15 protein-coding genes are annotated in these 19185 nt (G+C 55.9%); 14 read left to right on the top strand and 1 reads right to left on the bottom strand.

The genetic code is table 11. The features are described 5' to 3' along the window. Positions 1-11 precede the first annotated feature (11 nt). The 10 genes from BAA01_16465 to BAA01_16420 all read left to right on the top strand — a co-directional run bounded on the left by BAA01_16465 (position 12) and on the right by BAA01_16420 (position 11629). Complete coding sequence (locus BAA01_16465) at positions 12-1250, top strand: acyl-CoA dehydrogenase (GenBank protein ID OUM88903.1); 1239 nt, start codon at positions 12-14, stop codon at positions 1248-1250. A gap of 15 nt (positions 1251-1265) precedes the next feature. Then, entirely contained in the window at positions 1266-2327 is a 1062-nt protein-coding gene (locus tag BAA01_16460; GenBank protein ID OUM88895.1) for an aminoglycoside phosphotransferase, read from the top strand. Positions 2328-2361: 34 nt separating this feature from the next. Then, positions 2362-3513 (top strand): hypothetical protein, encoded by a 1152-nt coding sequence (locus BAA01_16455; GenBank protein OUM88894.1) that lies wholly within the window; start codon positions 2362-2364, stop codon positions 3511-3513. 28 nt (positions 3514-3541) lie between these two features. Next, entirely contained in the window at positions 3542-5215 is a 1674-nt protein-coding gene (locus tag BAA01_16450; GenBank protein ID OUM88893.1) for a hypothetical protein, read from the top strand. Between the two features lie 43 nt (positions 5216-5258). Beyond that, a complete protein-coding gene (gabD, locus tag BAA01_16445; GenBank protein OUM88892.1) occupies positions 5259-6704 on the top strand; it encodes a succinate-semialdehyde dehydrogenase (NADP(+)) in 1446 nt (481 codons plus the stop codon). Positions 6705-6827: 123 nt separating this feature from the next. Continuing rightward, a complete protein-coding gene (locus BAA01_16440; protein ID OUM88902.1) occupies positions 6828-7565 on the top strand; it encodes a hypothetical protein in 738 nt (245 codons plus the stop codon). A 249-nt stretch (positions 7566-7814) separates the two neighbouring features. Next, a complete protein-coding gene (locus BAA01_16435) occupies positions 7815-8918 on the top strand; it encodes a hypothetical protein (protein ID OUM88891.1) in 1104 nt (367 codons plus the stop codon). Positions 8919-9071: 153 nt separating this feature from the next. After that, positions 9072-9848 carry a 2,4-dienoyl-CoA reductase gene (locus BAA01_16430; GenBank protein ID OUM88901.1) on the top strand — a complete coding sequence of 259 codons (777 nt, stop codon included), beginning with the start codon at positions 9072-9074 and terminating at the stop codon, positions 9846-9848. A gap of 26 nt (positions 9849-9874) precedes the next feature. After that, positions 9875-10789: a 3-hydroxyacyl-CoA dehydrogenase gene (locus BAA01_16425; protein ID OUM88890.1), complete on the top strand. Its 915-nt coding sequence runs from the start codon at positions 9875-9877 to the stop codon at positions 10787-10789. Between the two features lie 60 nt (positions 10790-10849). Then, on the top strand, positions 10850-11629 hold the full coding sequence (locus BAA01_16420; protein ID OUM88889.1) for a hypothetical protein: 780 nt from the start codon (positions 10850-10852) through the stop codon (positions 11627-11629). An 88-nt stretch (positions 11630-11717) separates the two neighbouring features. Here the strand turns inward: BAA01_16420 and BAA01_16415 are convergent, their stop codons facing one another. Further along, positions 11718-12989 carry an MFS transporter gene (locus tag BAA01_16415; protein OUM88888.1) on the bottom strand — a complete coding sequence of 424 codons (1272 nt, stop codon included), beginning with the start codon at positions 12987-12989 and terminating at the stop codon, positions 11718-11720. Positions 12990-13180: 191 nt separating this feature from the next. Here BAA01_16415 and BAA01_16410 point away from each other — a divergent pair, with 191 nt between their 5' ends. The 4 genes from BAA01_16410 (at position 13181) to BAA01_16395 (ending at position 18866) form a co-directional block, all read left to right on the top strand. Then, complete coding sequence (locus BAA01_16410) at positions 13181-14608, top strand: hypothetical protein (protein ID OUM88887.1); 1428 nt, start codon at positions 13181-13183, stop codon at positions 14606-14608. Between the two features lie 23 nt (positions 14609-14631). Next, positions 14632-16179 carry a hypothetical protein gene (locus BAA01_16405; GenBank protein OUM88886.1) on the top strand — a complete coding sequence of 516 codons (1548 nt, stop codon included), beginning with the start codon at positions 14632-14634 and terminating at the stop codon, positions 16177-16179. A gap of 78 nt (positions 16180-16257) precedes the next feature. After that, entirely contained in the window at positions 16258-17670 is a 1413-nt protein-coding gene (locus tag BAA01_16400) for a 3-hydroxy-3-methylglutaryl CoA synthase (GenBank protein ID OUM88900.1), read from the top strand. Between the two features lie 14 nt (positions 17671-17684). After that, positions 17685-18866, top strand: a complete 1182-nt coding sequence (locus BAA01_16395; GenBank protein OUM88885.1) for an acetyl-CoA acetyltransferase — start codon at positions 17685-17687, stop codon at positions 18864-18866. Positions 18867-19185 lie beyond the last annotated feature (319 nt).

Raw genomic sequence — 19185 nt, 5'->3', positions numbered from 1 at the left:
AGAGGCAAATGATCGATTTCACCGTACCCGAGGAAGTTCAGGAGGTCATGGCCAGCCTGGAGCGGTTTGTGGAGGTTGAAATCGAACCGCTCCGCAAGCAGCATGCCAAGGCCCTGGCAAACGAACGCTACCTATATGACGAAACGGGGGCTTATGTACCCGAAATCCAGGATGCTTTGCGCCAGATTCGGATGAAATCGGCGGAAGCCGGCTTTTACACGATGTTTGGCGATCCCGAACTGGGCGGTTCCGGAGATGTTTTCGGACCTGTGGCCGTGGTCTTGATCCATGAGATGTTGATGAAGAAATACGGCCTTGATCTTTTCGTCCAGTCCATCTTCCCGCCTGGCCTGTTTACAGGCGGGTTGACCCCGGTCCTGCTGGGCATGAAGGAAGAGTTGCGGGAGCAACTGCTGCCCCGGATTGCCAGCGGGGAGGCGTTGCTCTGCTTCGGCTTGAGCGAGCCGGATGCTGGTTCGGATGTGTGGAATATCAAGACCCGGGCGGTCAAAGATGGAGACCACTGGGTGATCAACGGGACCAAGCAGTGGATTACCAACTCCCCTTATGCCGATTACGCGCTGATCTTCGCTGTGACCAATCCCGAATTGGCCGCGCAAAGGCGCGGGGGGATCACCTGTTTTCTGGTGCCTTTTGACGGCAAGACGTGTCAGAATACTTCAGTGATTCCCTATCTTGGCTCGTTGGGCAGCCGCATCGGGATCATCACACTGGAGAATGCGCGGGTTCCCGAGTCGCATATCATCGGCGATCTGGATGATGCTTTCGGCAAAGCCTTGCACGGGGTGGACATCGGCAGGCTGGTGATGGCAGCCAACTGTGTGGGTGCTGCGCAATGGGTCCTCAATAAGGCGATCGACTATTCGCTGGAACGGAAGGCTTTTGGCGGGCCGATCGCGGATCAGCAAGCCATTCAGATGATGCTGGCCGACTGCGCCATGGACATTTACGCAGCCAGGTACATGACGCTTCATTGCGCCTGGAAGCTGGAGACGCAGAAAACATTGCCGATCAAGGAGATCTCCATGGTCAAGGCATTTACGACGGAAATGGCCCAGCGCGTGGCCGATCGATGCATGCAAATCCACGGGGGAATGGGTCTGACCAATGAGCTGGGGCTGGAGGCGGTCTGGCGGTGGGCCCGTTCGATGCGCATTCCGGACGGCACGTCTGAAATCCAGCGGCGTACGGTGGCGCGCCGTCTGCTGAAAGGAGATCGGAATTTCTGAAAAGGAGGTCACACCATGGGAGGTACCATACCGGTCCGGCCAGGTGAGGAGTTTGATAAGGAGGCGGTTCGTACGTATATTCTGGCCCACCTGGAAGGAGTGCCGGACGAGCCGCTGGAAGTGGAACAGTTTCCCACGGGCGCTTCCAATCTCACTTACCTGATTCGCATGGGGGACTGGGAGGCGGTCCTGCGCCGTCCTCCTTTTGGCCCCCTGCCGCCGAAGGCGCATGACATGAAGCGGGAATCGGAGTTTCTCCGCCGGCTTCATCCGGTCTTTCCCCTGGCGCCCCGGCCGTATCTCTTTTGTGATGACGAATCGGTGATCGGCGCCCCTTTTTACCTCATGGAGCGCCGCCGGGGGGTGGTGATCGACAAAACCTTTCCGCCCGGCGTCGAGGTGACGGCGGAACGCTGCCGGCAAATTTCCGAGCAGATGGTGGATACCCTCGCCGAGCTTCACGCGGTGGACGTGCGGGCTGCCGGCCTGGAGGATTTCGGTCGCCCGGAAGGCTTTCTCAGGCGCCAGGTGGAGGGCTGGATTGGCCGCTACCAGCGCGCCAAGACGGATGATATCCCAGTGGTGGACCGCCTGACGCAATGGCTGGCCGATCACATCCCGCCATCTCAGGATGCCGCGATTATTCACAATGATTACAAGTTGAACAATGTTCTCTTTTCACCCGATCTGGAACGCCCGGTGGCGGTGCTGGACTGGGAGATGTCGACCATCGCCGATCCCCTGTTTGATTTGGGGGTGGCCCTGGGCTATTGGCTCGAGGAGAATGATCCGGAACCGCTGAAAAAAGGCGTGGGATCGGTGACCACGATGCCCGGATTTTTAAGCCGCGAAGAGTTTATCCAGCGGTATGCGTCACGGTCGGGAAGGGATGTCAGAAACATGCACTTTTACTTGACCTTTGCCTATTTCAAGCTGGCGGTGATCGTGCAGCAGATCTATTTCCGCTGGAAAAACGGGCAGACGCAGGACGAGCGCTTTGCCACCTACGGTGAACGGGTTACATTGTTGATGGAGCACGCTTATGCGCTGAGCCAGAGCAAGCGTGACGGGATTTGACAAATCGAGAACAAGAGAGGCAGGAGGTACCATCATGTACAATGCAGCAGAGATCCAACAGGTTGCCGTCATCGGAGCGGGCGATATGGGACACGGGATTGCCGAGGTAGCGCTTTTGGCCGGATACCGCGTGCATCTGTACGATATCAAGCAGGAATACCTGGATCGAGGGGTCAAGCGGATCCATGACAGCCTCGCCAAACTGGCGGAAAAGGGCAAGATCGATGCGGACACGCACGAGCGCAGCCGGCAGCTGCTCCATCCGACCACGGATCTCTCCGAAGCGGTATCCGCGGCGCAGTTTGTGATTGAGGCGGTGCCGGAGGTGTTGAAGATCAAGCAGGAGGTGTTTCAGAAGCTGGATCAGCTGGCTCCTGAAACGGCGATCCTGGGCACCAACACGTCCAACATGAGCATCAGTGACATTGCCAGCGTCACCCGCCGTCCGGAACGCGTCGTCGGCGTCCATTTTTTCAATCCGGTCGTGCTGATGAAGCTGGTGGAGGTCATCCGGGGCGAGAAGACGACGGAAGAGACGATGCAGACGGCCTGTGAAGTCTGCCGCAAGCTGGGGAAAGAACCGATTCGCGTCGAAAAGGATGTTCCCTCGTTTATCGTCAACCGGATCAATGCGCCCATCCGGGTGTTTCTCGGGGCTGTCGTGGATGCGGGAGAAGCGACGCCAGAAGAGATTGACGCGATGGTGCGCGATGCGGGAGAGCCGATGGGGCCGTTCGAATTGCTGGATTACGTGGGCCTGGATATTACATATGACTCCATGGATTACCGCCGGCAAGTCCTCGATCCGGAGTACGGTCCTTTCGAGGCACTGGAAAAACTGGTCAAGGCCGGACATCTTGGCAAGAAGACGGGACAGGGATTTTATGACTGGTCCAATGGCCGTCCTGCCATTGATCTGTCGAAAAAGACGGACGTCATCTCATTTCGGGATATCCAATTCGTCAAGCTGAACGAGGCGACCAAGCTGATCGAGCAAGGGGTATCCAATGCCAAGGACATCGACCGGGCGATGGTTCTCGGAACCGGGGATCGGGTGGGGCCCATCGAAGCCTGCAAGGATGTTCCGCCGGAAGAGATTGCTGAGCGCCTGGACGAGCTGGCGTCCCGGTATCGGAAGGCCATTCTGCAGCCGACGGCGTTGCTCCGTACCGGGGGTTACCGGTAAAAACGTGAAAGAAACGAGGAGATGAACGATGCTCGGAAGAGATTTGGTTCTGGAGGCCTTTCGCCAGTACGGGGTGGAGTACCTCTTCGGAAACCCGGGAACGACGGAATTGCCGCTCATGGACGGTTTGGTCAACTATCCGGAGATCAAGTATATTCTCGGATTGCATGAAGACATTGCGGTGGGCATGGCAGCCGGGTACGCGCAGGCGACCGGCAAGCCCGGGGTGGTCAACCTGCACGTGGCGCCGGGTTTGGCGCATGGGCTGGGTAACATCTATGACGCCTACCGGGCGGGCGTTCCTCTGGTGGTGACCACGGGGCAGCATGATATCCGCCTCGGGGTGCAGGAGCCGGCCCTTTGGGGCGATCTGGTGGCTCTGGCCAAAAGTTGCACGAAGTGGAGTTATCAGGTGCATCGGGCGGAAGAACTGCCGATTGTCCTCCACCGCGCCTTTAAGGAAGCGCTGACCGAGCCGATGGGTCCGGTGTTGCTCTCCTTTCCCGTCGATGTGATGTGGCAGGATGTACCGCTGTCCCCCCTGCCCCTGACGCGGATCGACCAGCGCGTCAGCGGCAGCAGGGAGGCGATCCGCCAGGCGGTGGCATTGCTCCGCGCCGCGGAGCGGCCTGTCATTGTTGCCGGTGACCGGGTAGGGCGGACGGGGGCGATCCCGGAACTGATCCGGCTGTCGGAGTTGATCGGCGCTCCGGTTTATCAGGAACATCAGAGTGCGGGACTCAACTTCCCATACAACCACCCCCATTTTGCAGGGCGCTTCCTGCCCAATGGGCCGGCCATTCATGAGGCGCTGAAGGAGGCAGACGTTGTCCTCTTTCTCGGCGTCATCAGCCAGGCGCCGCTCCTATATTTTGACAAGCCCTTGGTACAGCCTGGAACCAAGGTGATCAGCGTTGACTTGAGTCCCTGGGAGATCGGCAAGAATATGCCGGCCGACGTGGCCATCCTCGGTCATCCCCGGGAAGTGCTGGCGGCCTGGGTGGAAATGTTGCAGGCGGAGCTGACCCCGGCGGATGAAGGGCGTTGTCAAAAGAGACGGGAGCAGCTGCAGCAGCAACAGCGGGAGCGGGAAGAGGCGAAGGCGCGCGAACTGGCAGCCGTCCAAGAGCAGATGCCGCTATCACCGGCTGTGGTGATGGCGGAGCTGAACCATTACCTTACGGATGATGTGTTTGTCGTGGACGAATCCGTGACGGCGGGCAGGTACGTCCACCGCTATCTGGAGCTGCGCCGTCCGGGAGCTTTTATCGGGCTGAAGGGTGGCGGTCTGGGCTACGGCATGCCGGCCGCTCTTGGCGCCCAGTTGGGGAGGCCCAGTGAACGGGTGGTGGCGATTATCGGCGACGGGTCGTCCTATTATTACATCCAGTCATTGTGGAATGCGGCCCGCTACAACCTGCCCGTGCTGTATCTGATCATCAACAATACCAGCTACATGATCTTAAAAGGCGGGATGCTGACACTGAATGGCGTGTCGGCAAAACAGGGGGCTTTTCCCGGAATGGATCTCGACCAGCCGGAAATCGACCTGGTCAGCGTTGCGCGGGGATTTGGTGTCGAAGCGCAGCGTATCGAGACGAGGGAGGAGCTGAAAAAGGCTCTCCAGCATGCCTTTTCCGAGCGCAAGCCCTATCTGCTGGATGTGGTCGTGGACCGGACGGTAAAGCCATATCTGGCGTGAATAGAATAAATATTTTAATATAAAAGGTGAAAGGAGGGGCATCATGACGAAAGAATTCCGCAACTACATTGACGGCCAATGGGTCGAAGCCGACAGCGGAAAGTGGATGGATGTGGTCAACCCGGCCACCCAGGAGCTGATCGGCCGGGTTCCCGATGCCGGTGAAGCGGAGACGCGGCGGGCGATTGAGGCAGCCTACCGTGCTTTTCCTGAATGGGCCTCTGCCACCGCTCTGGAGCGGGCCAATCTCCTGTGGCGATGGTATGAACTGATTCAGGAGCATGCGGAGGAACTGGCGCGGCTGATCACCGAAGAAATGGGCAAGCCACTGGCCGAAGCGAAGGGAGAGGTGGCTGTGCTGGCGGCCGATTACGTCCGCTGGTATGCGGAGGAGGCGCGGCGCGTGTACGGGGAGACGATTCCTGCTTCGGCTCCCAACAAGCGTTTTCTCGTATTCAAACAGCCGGTCGGTGTGGTCGGCGCCATCACGCCGTGGAATTTCCCTGCCGGCATGGTCACGCGCAAGATTGCGCCGGCGCTGGCCGCGGGATGCACGGTGGTCATCAAGCCGGCCGAACAGACACCAATCACGGCGATCCGTCTCTTTGAGCTCTTGGAAGAGGCCGGCTTCCCGAAAGGAGTGGCCAACCTGGTGACCGGCCAGCCGGAGCCGATCGGACAGACGCTGCTGCGGGATGACCGGGTGCGAAAAATCACCTTTACCGGCTCGACGGAAGTGGGCAAGCTCTTGATGCGCGGGGCTGCCGACACGGTGAAAAAGGTGTCGCTGGAATTGGGCGGACATGCGCCGTTCCTCATTTTTGAAGATGCTGATCTGGATCAGGCCGTCCGGGGCGTGATGGCTTCCAAGTTCCGCAACACGGGACAGACTTGTGTCTGCGCCAACCGCATTTATGTTCATGAGTCGGTGAAGGAGCCTTTTATTCAAAAATTGAAAAGTCAGATGGAGCGGCTGGTCATTGGAAACGGCATGCAGGATGGGGTGCAGATTGGCCCGTTGATCGACCGGCAAGCGTTTGAAAAAGTGAAGCGGCAGGTGGAGGATGCGCGGGCCAAAGGGGCCATTGTGCACTGCGGCGGAGAGGCGGCCCAGGTGGCAGGGCAAAAGGGGTATTTCTTCCAACCGACGCTGCTGGCCGATGTCACGCCAGAGATGCAGATCATGCACGAGGAGACCTTTGGTCCCGTCGCGCCGGTGGTCTCGTTTTCCGACGAGCAGGAGGTGATTCGCCAGGCCAACGCGCTGCCGTATGGACTGGCTGCCTATCTTTTCACGAACAGTCTGTCGCGGGCCATTCGGGTGTCGGAACAGCTGGAATTCGGGATGGTCTCGGTGAACGACGGCGTCTTTACCGCCGCCCAGGTGCCGTTTGGCGGCGTAAAGGAGAGCGGTTTGGGACGTGAAGGAGGCCGTCAAGGGATCGAGGAATTCCTCGAGACCAAGTTTGTAGCGCTGACTTTGTTGTAATGCCGGAAAAGGAAACCGATCGTGCCGGACAGCGAGAGGAAAAGAGAGCTGAAAAAGCTCTCTTTTCTTGCTTATAAAAAAAGAATCCTGCCGGATAAAAAACGAAACGGAAGGAGTGACCACATGGGGGACTTGCCGCAGAGGATCGTGGCCATTTCGGATGTTCACGGCTGCACAGAGGAACTTTCTGAGCTGTTGGAAAAGGTTTCTGCACATCCGCGGGAACTGATTTTGCTTGGCGATTATGTGGACAGCGGCCCGGACAGTGCGGGCGCGGTCCGTACGGTCATGACTTGGGTGCAGGAAGGGGCGGTTGCGCTTTTGGGAAATCACGATGAGCTGTTTCTACAATGGCTGCAGGGGGTTGAGGAGCTTTTCTACTACGGAAGAGTGGGGGGCATGAAGACGATCAACAGTTTCCTGCGGGAATTGGGCCATCAGCCGGTGGAATATGAGGAGTTGCTGCGTGACAGGGAACGGGAGGAGGAAATCCGGCGCTCCATCCGGGAAGCGTTTGAGGCGGAAATTCAGTTTCTTGCCGAACGTCCGCTGACGGCGCAGCGGGAAGGGATTCTCTTCGTCCATGCCGGGATTGAACCGAAGAAGGGGCTGGAGAAGACACGGCGGGAACAACTCTTGCACATTCGTGACGAGTTTATTTATGGGTACGAAGGTGAGCAAATCGTGGTTTTCGGGCATACGAGAACCCGCAGGATCCATGGAACGGATGACGTTTATTTCGGGCCGAACAGGGTGATCGGCATCGACGGCGGATGTGCGTTTGGCGGACAGCTGAACGCGCTGGTGGTGGAAAATGGCCAGTTTGAGACCGCCCATGTCGCTTCCAGGGAAAGAAGATGACGATGCGATCCAAATCCATATGCACCCTGTTCCAGGGAAATCGATACATGTCAAAAAAAGATCATCATAATTTTTTATTGAAAACAATGTTTCTATATTGTATAATTTATGAGATAAAAGAAAATATATCTTAAATGATTTAACAATTTTTTTGTATGTGATTTGAAGCGCTTACATCCTTGAAAGGAGGTTGATCATGCACAAATTTTTATCCATTATGCACTGTTCCTTCAGGAGGGTTGGGTGAAAATGAAAAGCAAACGTTTTTTGGCATTTGAGGCGATTTTGTTGATCGTGTTTGCTCTCGTATTGGCCGGTTGTGGGGGAGCGAAGCCGTCTTCCACTGGAGCCAATGACGAGGGTCAGGATCGGGTGGCGGGCCATTCATCTGAAGTGTTCGAATTGAACGTGGGGAACTGGGCGCCCTCTACCCACCATTATGTGTATAATGTCCTGGAACCGTGGAAGAAGCACGTCGAGGAAAAAACCAATGGCCGGATCAAGGTGAATCTGTATCATGGCGCAACGCTCGGTGCCGCCAAGTCGGTCTGGGAGGATGTGAAAGGCGGTGTGTATGACGTTGGCTTGGTGCCCGTGAGCTATTATTACGATTCCGACTTGTTCCCCTATACCATCGGGAATCTGCCGTTTGCATTCCCTGATTCCATCTCTGCGGTGAAGGTCGTCAGCAAGATGGGCGAAAAATATGCCAAAGATGCGTTCAACGATGTGGTGCTGATGGGCCTCGTCTTCAGTGATCCATATGATTTGTTCAGCACCAAGCCGATACGCAAAGCGGAAGATGTGAAAAAAGCAAAGTTTCGCACACAGGGCAAGTCGGAGAGCGAATTGATTAAATCGTTAGGCGCCACGCCAGTGTCTGTATCCGTGACTGAAACCTATGAAGCTTTGCAAAAAAAGACGCTGGACATGACCTTCTATTCACCTATCGGAGGGGTGGGAAACAAGTTTTACGAGGTGGCCCCGTACATTACCAAAATCGGTGTGTCGGTGACGCCGCTGATCGCAGTGATGAACAAGGGCTTCTATGACAAATTGCCTGATGATTTGAAACGGATGTTTGACGAGGACTTCAACAAAAAGCTGGTTGATCTCTATAATGAAAGCTATGTAAAAGAGCGGGAACAGTCGTATCGGGAACTGGAAAAGCTGGTCGAGGGCAAGGGAGAAGTGATCACGCTGACGCCGGAAGAATTAAAGGAATTCAAGCGACACGCCAAGGCACAGTGGGATAGATGGGTAGAGGATGCCAACAAGAAAGGGTACGAAGGAGAAGAAATGATGAATGATTTCAAAAAGTTGCTCCAGGAAGAAGGGCTGGAACTGCCTTAAAAACTTTCAGTTCAAATAAGTCTCGGAAATGGTATAATGTTTCTGTGTCGGTAAAATTTCATGATTCTTTCAGGAGTGGATTTGGAAAGAAGGGAGGAAAAGAGGATGACGACAGAAGAAAGATACAGGCAGCCGATGCTGCCGGAAGGGGCTTTGGAAGGCAAAGTGGCCATTATCACAGGCGGCGCGACCGGGTTGGGCAAGGCGATGGCCAAGGAGTTCGCCCGCCTGGGTGCCGATATCGTGATTGCCAGCCGGAAGAAAGAAAATCTCGAGAAGGCGGCGCATGAGATCGCAGCGTTTGGAACCAGGGTGATTACGGTGCAAACCGACGTCCGCGTGCCCGAACAGGTGGAGAACATGGTGACGACGACCGTCAACGAACTGGGTAAGGTGGATATCCTGGTCAACAACGCGGCCGGGAACTTTATCGTCGATTCCCTGGAGATGTCGGTGAACGCCTGGAATGCTGTGATCAATATTGTACTGAACGGAACCTGGTATTGCACCCAGACGACGGCAAAACAGATGGTGAAACAGGGTCACGGTGGAAGCATCCTGAATGTCGGGGCCACCTATGCCTGGACAGGCGGACCTTATGTGGCCCATTCTGCCGCGGCCAAAGCCGGCGTGCTGGCGCTGACGCGGACGCTGGCGGTTGAGTGGGCGCCCTATCGCATCCGGACCAACATGATCACGCCGGGACCGGTGGAGGATACAGGAGCGGTCCAGCAGTTGTGGCCGACGCCGGAACAGGCCAAGGCGGTTTTGGAAGGGATTCCATTGCATCGCCTCGCGGTACCGCAGGAAGTGGCCAATCTGGCGGCCTATCTTGTCAGCGATTATGCCGCTTATGTCACAGGAGCCTGTTTTGTGATCGATGGCGGCGGATGGTTGAACAAGGGACGATTCAAAAAGAGTTCATCATAAATCCATGTCACCAGGAGGATGAACATATGGGAAAACTGGAAGGAAAAGTAGCCATAGTCACCGGAGCAGGACGCGGCATTGGCCGGGAGATCGCCTTGCTGATGGCGAGGGAAGGCGCCAAGGTTGTCGTCAACGACCTGGGCGGCGGTGCGGATGGCCGCGGCAACGATGTCAAAGTGGCTGACCAAGTGGTTCAGGAAATCAGGGAAGCTGGCGGTGAAGCTGTCGCCAATTACGATTCGGTGGCGGAGTTTGAAAACGGACAAAAAATGGTTCAGCAAGCCCTGGATACCTTTGGCCGATTGGACATCGTCGTCAACAATGCCGGCATTCTGCGTGATCGCATGATTTTCAACATGTCTGAAGAGGAATGGGACGCCGTCATCGCGGTTCACTTAAAAGGCAGCTTTAACCTGACACGGGCAGCGGCGCCCATCTTCAAGCAGCAGAAAAGCGGACGATTCATCAATTTTACCTCCACATCCGGGCTGATCGGGAATATCGGGCAAGCCAACTATGGCGCGGCCAAGATGGGAATTGTCGGTCTGACAAAGATCACCGCGCTGGATATGGCGCGATACAATGTGACCGCCAATGCGATTGCGCCGTTTGCCTGGAGCCGGCTGATTGGCACCATTCCGACGGAGACCGAAGAACAGAAACGCCGGGTGGAAAAGCTGCAACAAATGTCACCGGCACATATTGCGCCTGTCGTGGCTTTCCTGGCCAGTGACGAAGCGGCCGATGTCACCGGACAGATCTTTGGCGTGCGGGGCAAGGAAATCATCCTCTTTTCCCAGCCGCGGCCGATTCGCTCCGCGTACAGCGCAGAAGGATGGACGGTTGAAAGCATTGCCCGGACCGTGAAGCCAGCGTTTAAGAACAGCTTTACACCGCTTGAAGTTTCTGCTGATGTGTTTCCGTATGAACCGCTCGTATAGCGTGGAACCCAGACGTTTGGGGCGTGACAAGCGAAAGTTTTCCATTTCCGGAGGTGCGACATGGGAGAAAGTGTTCTGATTGAGAAAGAACAGGGTGTCGGCATCATTTATCTCAATGAACCGGATTCCCTGAATGCGTTGAGTGCATCCATAAAAGACGGATTGATGCGTGCGTTGGACGAGCTGGAAAATGATCCTGAGACCAAAGTGTTGCTCATTGCAGGAAAGGGCAGGGCGTTCTGTGCCGGCGGCGACATCCGCGCCATGAGCGGCAATCAGACGGTGTTGCAAGCCAAGGCTCGGATGGAAGAGGCGACCCAAATCGTGAAGAAGATGGCGCAAATGAAAAAGCCGATTGTGGCTGCCGTTCATGGGTATGCTGTAGGGGCGGGATTCAGCCTCGCGCTGGCCTGCGATTTGATCGTGGCGGAGGAAGGGACCAAGTTTGGACTTGCATTCAAAAACATCGGTCTTATCCCTGACCTGGGATTGCATTATTTTCTGCTGCGGACGGTTTCCCCCTGGAAGGCCAAGGAGTGGATTTGGACAGGGGCCATGATTCCGGCCGAAGAGGGGTTGCAGCACGGGTTTGTCAACCGGCTGGCACCGCAGGGGCAGGGTCTGGAAACGGCCAAGGGACTGGCGCAGGAATTGGCCAAAGGCCCCCTGCAGGCGTACAAACTGAGCAAATCGATTCTCCACCAGGCTGTTACCCTGGATCTCGACCAAGTGCTGGAACTGGAAAATTACGGCCAATCGGCATTGCGGCAGACCAAGGATCATCAGGAAGGGATCCAGGCGTTTCGCGAAAAGCGCCCGCCACAGTTTACAGGCGAATAATCCCGTTCAATCATTTGGATACAAAAACCGGTTGGCTCAAAGCCAACCGGTGGTTTATCTTAAGGAGTGTATTTCAGGATTTTTTCTGTCAGGCGTTTGCCTTTTTGACATGGGCAGTGGCGGGATGAAGCGAATCAATGGATTTGGGGATCAAGAAGGAGACCAGGCTGGCGAGAAGCAGCAGCGCGCCTGCAGAACCGAAGGAGACCCAATGGGAACCTGTCGTCTCATAACCCCAACCTCCAAGATAGGAGCCGATGGCAGCGCCGATCTGGTGAGACAGGTAGAGCAGTCCGTACAGCGTGCCAACCCATTTGATCCCGTAGAGATCGCCGAGAATGGCGGATGACATGGAAGTGCTGCCCGCCCATACCAGGCCGCCGATGATGGCGGTGGCGTACAGGCCAAACGGGGAGGATACCGACACCAGCATGAAAAACCCGATGCCCCGCACCAGATAAATCAGGGCCAGGATATTCTTGCGCGATATGTGATCGGAGAGCATGCCGAGGATGATGGAACTGCCGATGGCCACCAGGCCGATCAAGCCGATCCCCATCGAGGCTTCCATCTCGTGGAAGCCGTGGTCTGTCAACATCGGCACGCCATGCGAACCGAGCAGGTTCATGCTGAATCCACAGACGAACATGCCAAAGGCCAGTTGCCAGAAAGCAGAGGTGTGCAAGGCCGCTGTCCACCGCTCAATCGAAAATGAACGGGACGGATTGGCGGTTTTCCTTGTCGTGTCGCCTGCTTCATAAACCTTCCATGCATCAGGCACTTCATCCCGGATGATGAACAAAGCTGCCGGGATGATCAGCAAAAGGAGCACCATGGCAAGCAGGATGAAACTAGCTCGCCAGCCCATGATCTGGATGAGCCAGGTGGAGACGGGCGTCATGATGCCAATGCCGGCCATCGCGCCGGAAATCAGGATGGTCAGGGCAAGACCCCGGTGACGCGTAAACCATTTGGAGACCACAGGCGTCAACGTGACCTGGCTTGTAAAGGCCAGTCCCAGCGACATGAGGATGCCAAAAGACACAAAAAAGTGAAATGCCGAGTGCGTAAAGGCGGTCCAGAGCATGGACCCCGAGACGAGAATCGCGCCGGATACCAAGACACTTCGCGTCCCGAAACGATCCGCCAGCGCACCGGCCAATGACATGCCAAATCCGTAGACCAACAGGCTGATCGCGATGATCAGGGAAAGTTCCTCGCGCGAGAAGTCCAAATCAGCCATGATGGGCTTAAAAAAGGGACCCGTTGAAAAACGGATGCCGACAGAAATACAGGTTATCATCGCCGAGACAACAACGATGAGCCAACCCGTGTGCCATTTGATTTCCTTCTGTTCCATTCTCGACCCTTCTTTCATGATTGCATGCTGATATCCTGATACGAATAATTCCCGGGAAATAAGCCCTGAAATATCATAACACATTTTTCTTTTTATTGCATTGAGAATTTAAAAGATATGGATGATTGACTTGTAAGAAAAGTTGTTTTAGAATATAAACAGTTTCGTATCCTGGAAAGAAGCGAAAAAACATGAAACGAACAACGGTATTGCCCAAGGTACTTGACTGGTGCTTGCTCGCAGTGGCCATCACATTTCTTTTGTCAAACCTTTTTTTTGCCCACGAGCAGCTCAGATGGTTGCTTACTCTGTTTGTTGCCGTTCTGATGGGATTTTGTATCCCATGGCTGGACAGACCGCCGCGCGCGACGGGATTGATGCTGTTTTTTTTGGGAGCTGTTCTGCTCTTCTTGTCGGGGGCTCCCTTGGAACAGTGGATTCGGGCGTACAGTCAGAATATGAATTTGCTCATGCTGTTTGTCCTGGTTCCGTTGCTCGGGATGCCGCTCAAATACGGCCACTATACCCGGCACCTGTCCCGGTTGTACCACAGGCACGTGACCAATCGTTTTCGTTTGTATCTCCTTTCCGGGGGACTCTCCCTGATGTTCAGTCCGGTTCTCAACCTGGCGGCGATAACCATGATCAAGGATGTGACTCCCCGTTCCTTGACGCCTTCGGCTGAACAGGCGTTATACATGTCCCTCTCCCGAACCTACGGATTGTCCCTGAGCTGGACTCCCTATTTCGGGACGGTGATTCTCGTCCTGTCGTTGTTGAACGTATCTTGGCCGACGATCGCTCCGATTACCCTGGGATTTGCGCTGACGGTTTTTGCGGTCAGTTGCCTGATGGAGTACAGACGGATTGTCCAAGGGGAAGGTGAGCTTTTCAGGGAACCGTCAACCGCTTCGAACGGACAGCGGGTGACGCAGGAACTGGCGCCAACGGCTGACGGTCATTTGCGGAAATGGGATGCCAAGATCGTGGAACTGGTGATCATCCTGATCCTGCTGATTGCCATTACGATCGGCATCCATGAATGGTTTCATCTGGAAATGACGCTGAGTGTTTCGCTGGTCTCCATCTTTTTTCCCGTGCTTTGGACCATATACCTGAAGAAATGGCACCGGTTGCTCCCCGGTTGGCGACTTTATTTTCGCCGCGTCCTGCCGAGAATTAAAAATGAAATCTTTCTATTTATGAATGCCGGATTTTTCGGCGGGGCCGTTGTGGCCAGCGGCTATGGCGAGGTGTTGCCGCAAATCCTGGAAGGATTGACGGGGAATCACCCGGTGGGTTTGATCGCATGGATCGGCCTGACGATTATTCTCTTTCCGATCATGGGGATTCACCCCCTCGTGTTGCCGCTCATTTATGCCGCGGTGCTTCCTCACGCCGCATTGCCGCTGCATTTGCTGACGATTACCTTTGTCATTCTGGCCAGCTGGTCAATCGCTTTGTCCATTTCGCCATTTTCCGCCGCGACGTTGGTGGTGATTCGCGGAACGGCATATTCCAACTATCAGGCAAGTGTCGGGTGGAACTGGCGCTTTTGTTTGATGGGTTATGGGACGATGCTTGTTTTTGCGATCGTTTTGCATTTTCTGCTTCGTTAATGTTTGGGCGAGGAGAGGATGGTATGAATGTCGGGCAATTGTACGCCATGCAGGCGAACAAGATGCGGAACAAGCCCGCCGTGATTTACCAAGGCAACCTGTACACCCATGCGGAGCTAAACAGCCGTTCCAACCGTCTGGCGCAAGCGCTTCTCCGCTTGGGTTACCAAAAGGGGGAGCGTGTCGTCATCCTGTCCAAGAACCATTTGGAACACCCGGTCATCATGCTGGGCTCGGCCAAAATCGGGGTATCTTTCACACCTTTAAACTACCGTCTGACGCCAGCGGAGTTCCTCAGCATCGTTCGCCACTGCAAGCCACGGGGCATCTTTTTCACAAGCGATTATCTGGATACGGTGCACATGCTCCGAAAGGAGGTGCCGATTCGGGAGGCGGTGCTGTTTGGAGAAGAGGGTTCGCTGGACGGAGGGGCAGATGCGGGATGGTACACGTTGCCTTCGCTGTTGGAGAGTCAACCTGATCACTATCCGGCGGTCGAAGTGGGAGAAAGCGATCTCTACTACATCGGGTATACTTCCGGGACGACGGGCAAACCCAAGGGTGCGATGGTTGATCACCGTTCACGCTGCATGTTGGCTCTGGTCTACGGCGTGGAGTTCGGGGTCGGAGAAGATGGCATCCAGCTGGTGGCCGGTCCAATTTGCCACTCGGCACCCCATTCGATCAGTCTGGCACAACTGTTGCTGGGCGGGACGATTGTCATCATGAAAGAATTTGATCCGGAGGAAGTTATCAGAAATATCAAAACATATCGGATCACCAACATGTTTATGGCCCCGACGATGTACAACATGGTCCTCCAATTGCCGGATGCCGTGCGCGCCCGCTATGATGTCAGGTCGGTGAAAACGCTCATCTCCGCCGGATCGCCGCTGCCGACCCGTGTCAAGGAAGGGATCATCCAATATTTTTCGGATGCCGGTCTGAACGAGTTTTACGGTTCCACGGAAACGGGGATCAACCTGAACCTGCGGCCGGTCGATCAGATGCGAACCACCCGGTCCGTCGGAAAACCGGTGCTTTTCAATGAGGTTTTGATTCTGGATGAGGACCGAAATCCGGTCCAAACCGGTGACGTGGGCGAGATCTTTATCAAGAATCCCTATTATTTCAAAGGTTATCTTCATGATGAGGAAGAGACCAAAAAAGTCTTTTGGGGCGATTACGTCAGTGTGGGAGATATGGGACGGCAGGACGAAAACGGGTTTTATTACATCGTCGACCGCAAGAAGGATATGGTGATTAGCGGGGGCGTGAACATCTTTCCGGCTGAGATTGAGGACGTGCTGTACCGGCATCCCGGCGTCAAAGAGGCAGTGGTCATCGGCGTGCCGGACGAGAAATGGGGCGAGGCGCTGAAAGCGTTTGTCGTTCCCAAGGATCCAGGGTTGACGGAGGAGATGATCATCGACCATTGCCGGCAACATCTGGCCAGTTACAAAAAGCCCAAGAGTGTGGAGTTTGTCCAAGAGCTTCCGCGCAACCCGGCCGGCAAGATTCTCAAGCGGGTGTTGCGCGAGAAGTACTGGACAGGCGATGTGAAAGTCTGACAACTTGGATGGATGGCGTTTGACTTCCATGAATTTTTTGAGAAGTATCAGGAGAAGGATCATACGGGAGGGATGAGGATGGTTGGGATTGTGGCGTACGGCGCCTATCTACCGTACAGCCGACTGGAAAAGAGACGGATTGCAGAAGCATACGGTGAAAAAGGTGGGAGCGGTGAAAAAGCGGTCGCTTGCCATGATGAAGACAGCCTGTCCATGGCTGTCGAGGCGGCGATGGACGCGCTGACCGAACAAGACCTGCCGCATGTGGATATCCTTTATTTTGCCAGCACGACACCTCCTTACAAGGAAAAACCCTCTTCCGCAGTGATTGCGGCGGCGCTTGACCTGAAGCGGGGCATTCGCTCGGCTGATGTCACCGATTCCTTGCGCGCCGCTTCCACAGCGATGCTGTCGGCGTTTGATGCCGTGCGGGCTGGGGCGAAAACGGCGCTGGTGACAACCGCCGATTGCCGTGTGGGAGCCGCCCAGGGGGCGTTTGAGAAGCTGCTGGGTGATGGCGCGGCGGCTTTCCTGTTTGGCGCCGAGGACGTGCTGGCTGCAGTGGAGGCATTTCACAGCGTCACGCAGGAGATTACCGATCAGTGGCGTTCGGCGACGGATCCGTTTTTGCGCGCTTGGGAAGAGCGATTCGGCATTCAATCGGGATATCAGCCGATGGTCAGGGAGGCGGTGCAGGGCCTTTTTGCCAAAACGGGTTTGACGCCTCAGGACATCCGCTGGCTGGTGCTGGCAGGACCGCAGGAGCGTTACCAGAAATCGCTGGCCGGTTCACTCGGGTTTTCTGCGGAGCAACTGGTGACGGGCCACGAGCAGGCGATTGGCAACTGCGGTACGGCCCAGGCGCCGCTGATGCTGGTGGAAGCGCTGGAGAAAGCGGAGCCTGGAGAGCGAATCCTGTTTGTCACCTATGGGGCTGGCAGCGATTGCGTGCTGTTCCGGGTGACGGATGGGGTTCGCTGGCGCAAACCGCAACGGGGATATGCCGGGCATCTGGCCTCCAAGCGAAATAACATTCTTTATACCACTTACCTGAAGTGGAAAAACATGCTTCCCCTGGAGCCGGGAAGACGGCCTGAGATTCCGCGGCCGTCCGCTCCCGCGATGTTGCGGAATCAACCGCAGATTCTGGGCGGCTACGGCACACGCTGTACCGCTTGCGGCACGCCGCAGTATCCCCGCCAGCGCGTCTGTATCGAGTGCGGGGCCGTGGATCAGATGGAACCGTACCGGTTTGTCGGCAAAAAAGCCAGGATTGTCACCTATACGTCCGATTATCTGACCGTCTCACCCGATCCCCCCACCACGTTTGTGGTGGTCGATTTTGAGGGCGGCGGACGGATGATTGCGGAGCTGGTGGATTATCAACTGGACGGGCTGCATGTCGGGATGGAAGTGGAGATGACGTTCCGCCACCTGTATGAGGCGGGCAACATTCATAACTACACTTGGAAAGTGCGGCCCAAACGATAGGGGAGGGGTAACCGATGGCAAAAGGGATCGCCGATCGCGTCGCGGTCATCGGCATGGGTTGTACGAAGTTCGGTGAGCATTGGGACAAAGGACCGGAGGACCTGATCCTGGAAGCTGTACTGGAGGCTTATGAGGATGCGGGGATTGAACCGAAGCAAATCGAGGCGGCCTGGTTCGGCACGCTTCTTTCCGCCAGTTCGGGGCTGATGGTATCCAAAACCTTGAAGACGCCGTTTATTCCGATCACGCGGGTGGAGAACAAATGCGCTTCCGGTTCGGAAGCTTTTCGCAATGCTTGTTACGCGGTGGCCTCCGGGGTGTACGACATGGTTCTGGCCGTTGGCGTGGAAAAACTGAAGGATTCCGGAATCAGCGGCCTTCCAAACACTGATCCGGACCCCGACGGAACCAGGCCGAACATTACCGCTCCGGCCTCCTTCTCTTTCCTGGCGACCGCTTACTTCAACCGGTACGGCCTGGATCCGAAACTGGGGAAAGAGGTCATCTCGCGCATTGCCTGGAAAAACCACAAGAACGGCGCGCTGAATCCGAAAGCGCAATTCCAGAAAGAGGTTTCCATGGAGCAGATCATGAATGCGCCCATGGTGGCGGCGCCTTTGGGCATTTTCGACTGTTCCGGGGTGTCGGACGGCGCAGCCGCGGCGATCATCGTGCGTTCCGAAAATGCCCGCAAATACCGCAAAGATCCGATTTATGTGAAGGCCCTTTCCGTTGCGGCAGGTACCAGTTACGGCGCGATCAAGCAGGATTTCGATTTCACCAGCATCAAGGAGAATGTGATGGCGGCCACGGCGGCCTACAAGGAGGCTGGCATTACCAATCCCCGCAAAGAGATCAGCATGGCGGAGGTGCACGACTGTTTCACGCCGACGGAGCTGGTGATCTATGAGGACCTTGGCTTTAGCGAACGGGGTCAGGGATGGAAAGACGTGTTGAATGGCGTCTTCGATTTGGATGGCGAGTTGCCGGTGAACCCGGATGGAGGGCTCAAGTCGTTCGGCCATCCGATTGGCGCCAGCGGCCTGCGGATGTTGTATGAAATGTACAAGCAGCTGCAAGGGAAGGCCGGTCCCCGGCAAATCGACAATCCGCGCCTTGGCCTGACGCACAACCTGGGCGGGCGTCCCTGGGAATGTGTCGCCTTTGTTTCGATTGTCGGCAAAGAACTGGGGTAAACCTTCCAAGCGGATGCAACGGGAAAAAGCGAAAAAGCACACGCAAACAGCTGCCGCTCCGTTCGGAGCGGCGGCTTTTTTTGTGCGCCCGGCATGGGTGTTGGCTATAGGGTGAAAGTCCCGAACGGGGGCTGGCGAGCGCCTACCGTTAGCCGAGAGCAAGGGTGTCCACCGCGAGGTGGAATCTGGAGAAAGCTTAAGGCAAACGCTTGACCTGAGGTACACGAACCCAATCTGAGGCTGGGTTAGCCGGATGAGTCTGCGAAACAAGACGAAGTCCTAAGCCGCCAAGGGCTAGCTCCAGTATATTGGGCAGGTA

Source organism: Bacillus thermozeamaize, from assembly GCA_002159075.1.
Lineage (GTDB): Bacteria > Bacillota > Bacilli > ZCTH02-B2 > ZCTH02-B2 > Bacillus_BB > Bacillus_BB thermozeamaize.
The sequence above is the reverse complement of the archived record's forward strand: the minus strand, read 5'-3'. Positions and strand labels throughout refer to the sequence as shown.

Excerpts from the sequence above, each read along its gene's own strand:
- BAA01_16460 (OUM88895.1), top strand. The coding sequence starts at position 1,266 with ATGGGAGGTACCATACCGGTCCGGCCAGGTGAGGAGTTTGATAAGGAG.
- BAA01_16455 (OUM88894.1), top strand. The coding sequence starts at position 2,362 with ATGTACAATGCAGCAGAGATCCAACAGGTTGCCGTCATCGGAGCGGGC.
- BAA01_16450 (OUM88893.1), top strand. The coding sequence starts at position 3,542 with ATGCTCGGAAGAGATTTGGTTCTGGAGGCCTTTCGCCAGTACGGGGTG.
- gabD (OUM88892.1), top strand. The coding sequence starts at position 5,259 with ATGACGAAAGAATTCCGCAACTACATTGACGGCCAATGGGTCGAAGCC.
- BAA01_16440 (OUM88902.1), top strand. The coding sequence starts at position 6,828 with ATGGGGGACTTGCCGCAGAGGATCGTGGCCATTTCGGATGTTCACGGC.
- BAA01_16435 (OUM88891.1), top strand. The coding sequence starts at position 7,815 with ATGAAAAGCAAACGTTTTTTGGCATTTGAGGCGATTTTGTTGATCGTG.
- BAA01_16425 (OUM88890.1), top strand. The coding sequence starts at position 9,875 with ATGGGAAAACTGGAAGGAAAAGTAGCCATAGTCACCGGAGCAGGACGC.
- BAA01_16420 (OUM88889.1), top strand. The coding sequence starts at position 10,850 with ATGGGAGAAAGTGTTCTGATTGAGAAAGAACAGGGTGTCGGCATCATT.
- BAA01_16415 (OUM88888.1), bottom strand. The coding sequence starts at position 12,989 with ATGGAACAGAAGGAAATCAAATGGCACACGGGTTGGCTCATCGTTGTT.
- BAA01_16410 (OUM88887.1), top strand. The coding sequence starts at position 13,181 with ATGAAACGAACAACGGTATTGCCCAAGGTACTTGACTGGTGCTTGCTC.
- BAA01_16405 (OUM88886.1), top strand. The coding sequence starts at position 14,632 with ATGAATGTCGGGCAATTGTACGCCATGCAGGCGAACAAGATGCGGAAC.
- BAA01_16400 (OUM88900.1), top strand. The coding sequence starts at position 16,258 with ATGGTTGGGATTGTGGCGTACGGCGCCTATCTACCGTACAGCCGACTG.
- BAA01_16395 (OUM88885.1), top strand. The coding sequence starts at position 17,685 with ATGGCAAAAGGGATCGCCGATCGCGTCGCGGTCATCGGCATGGGTTGT.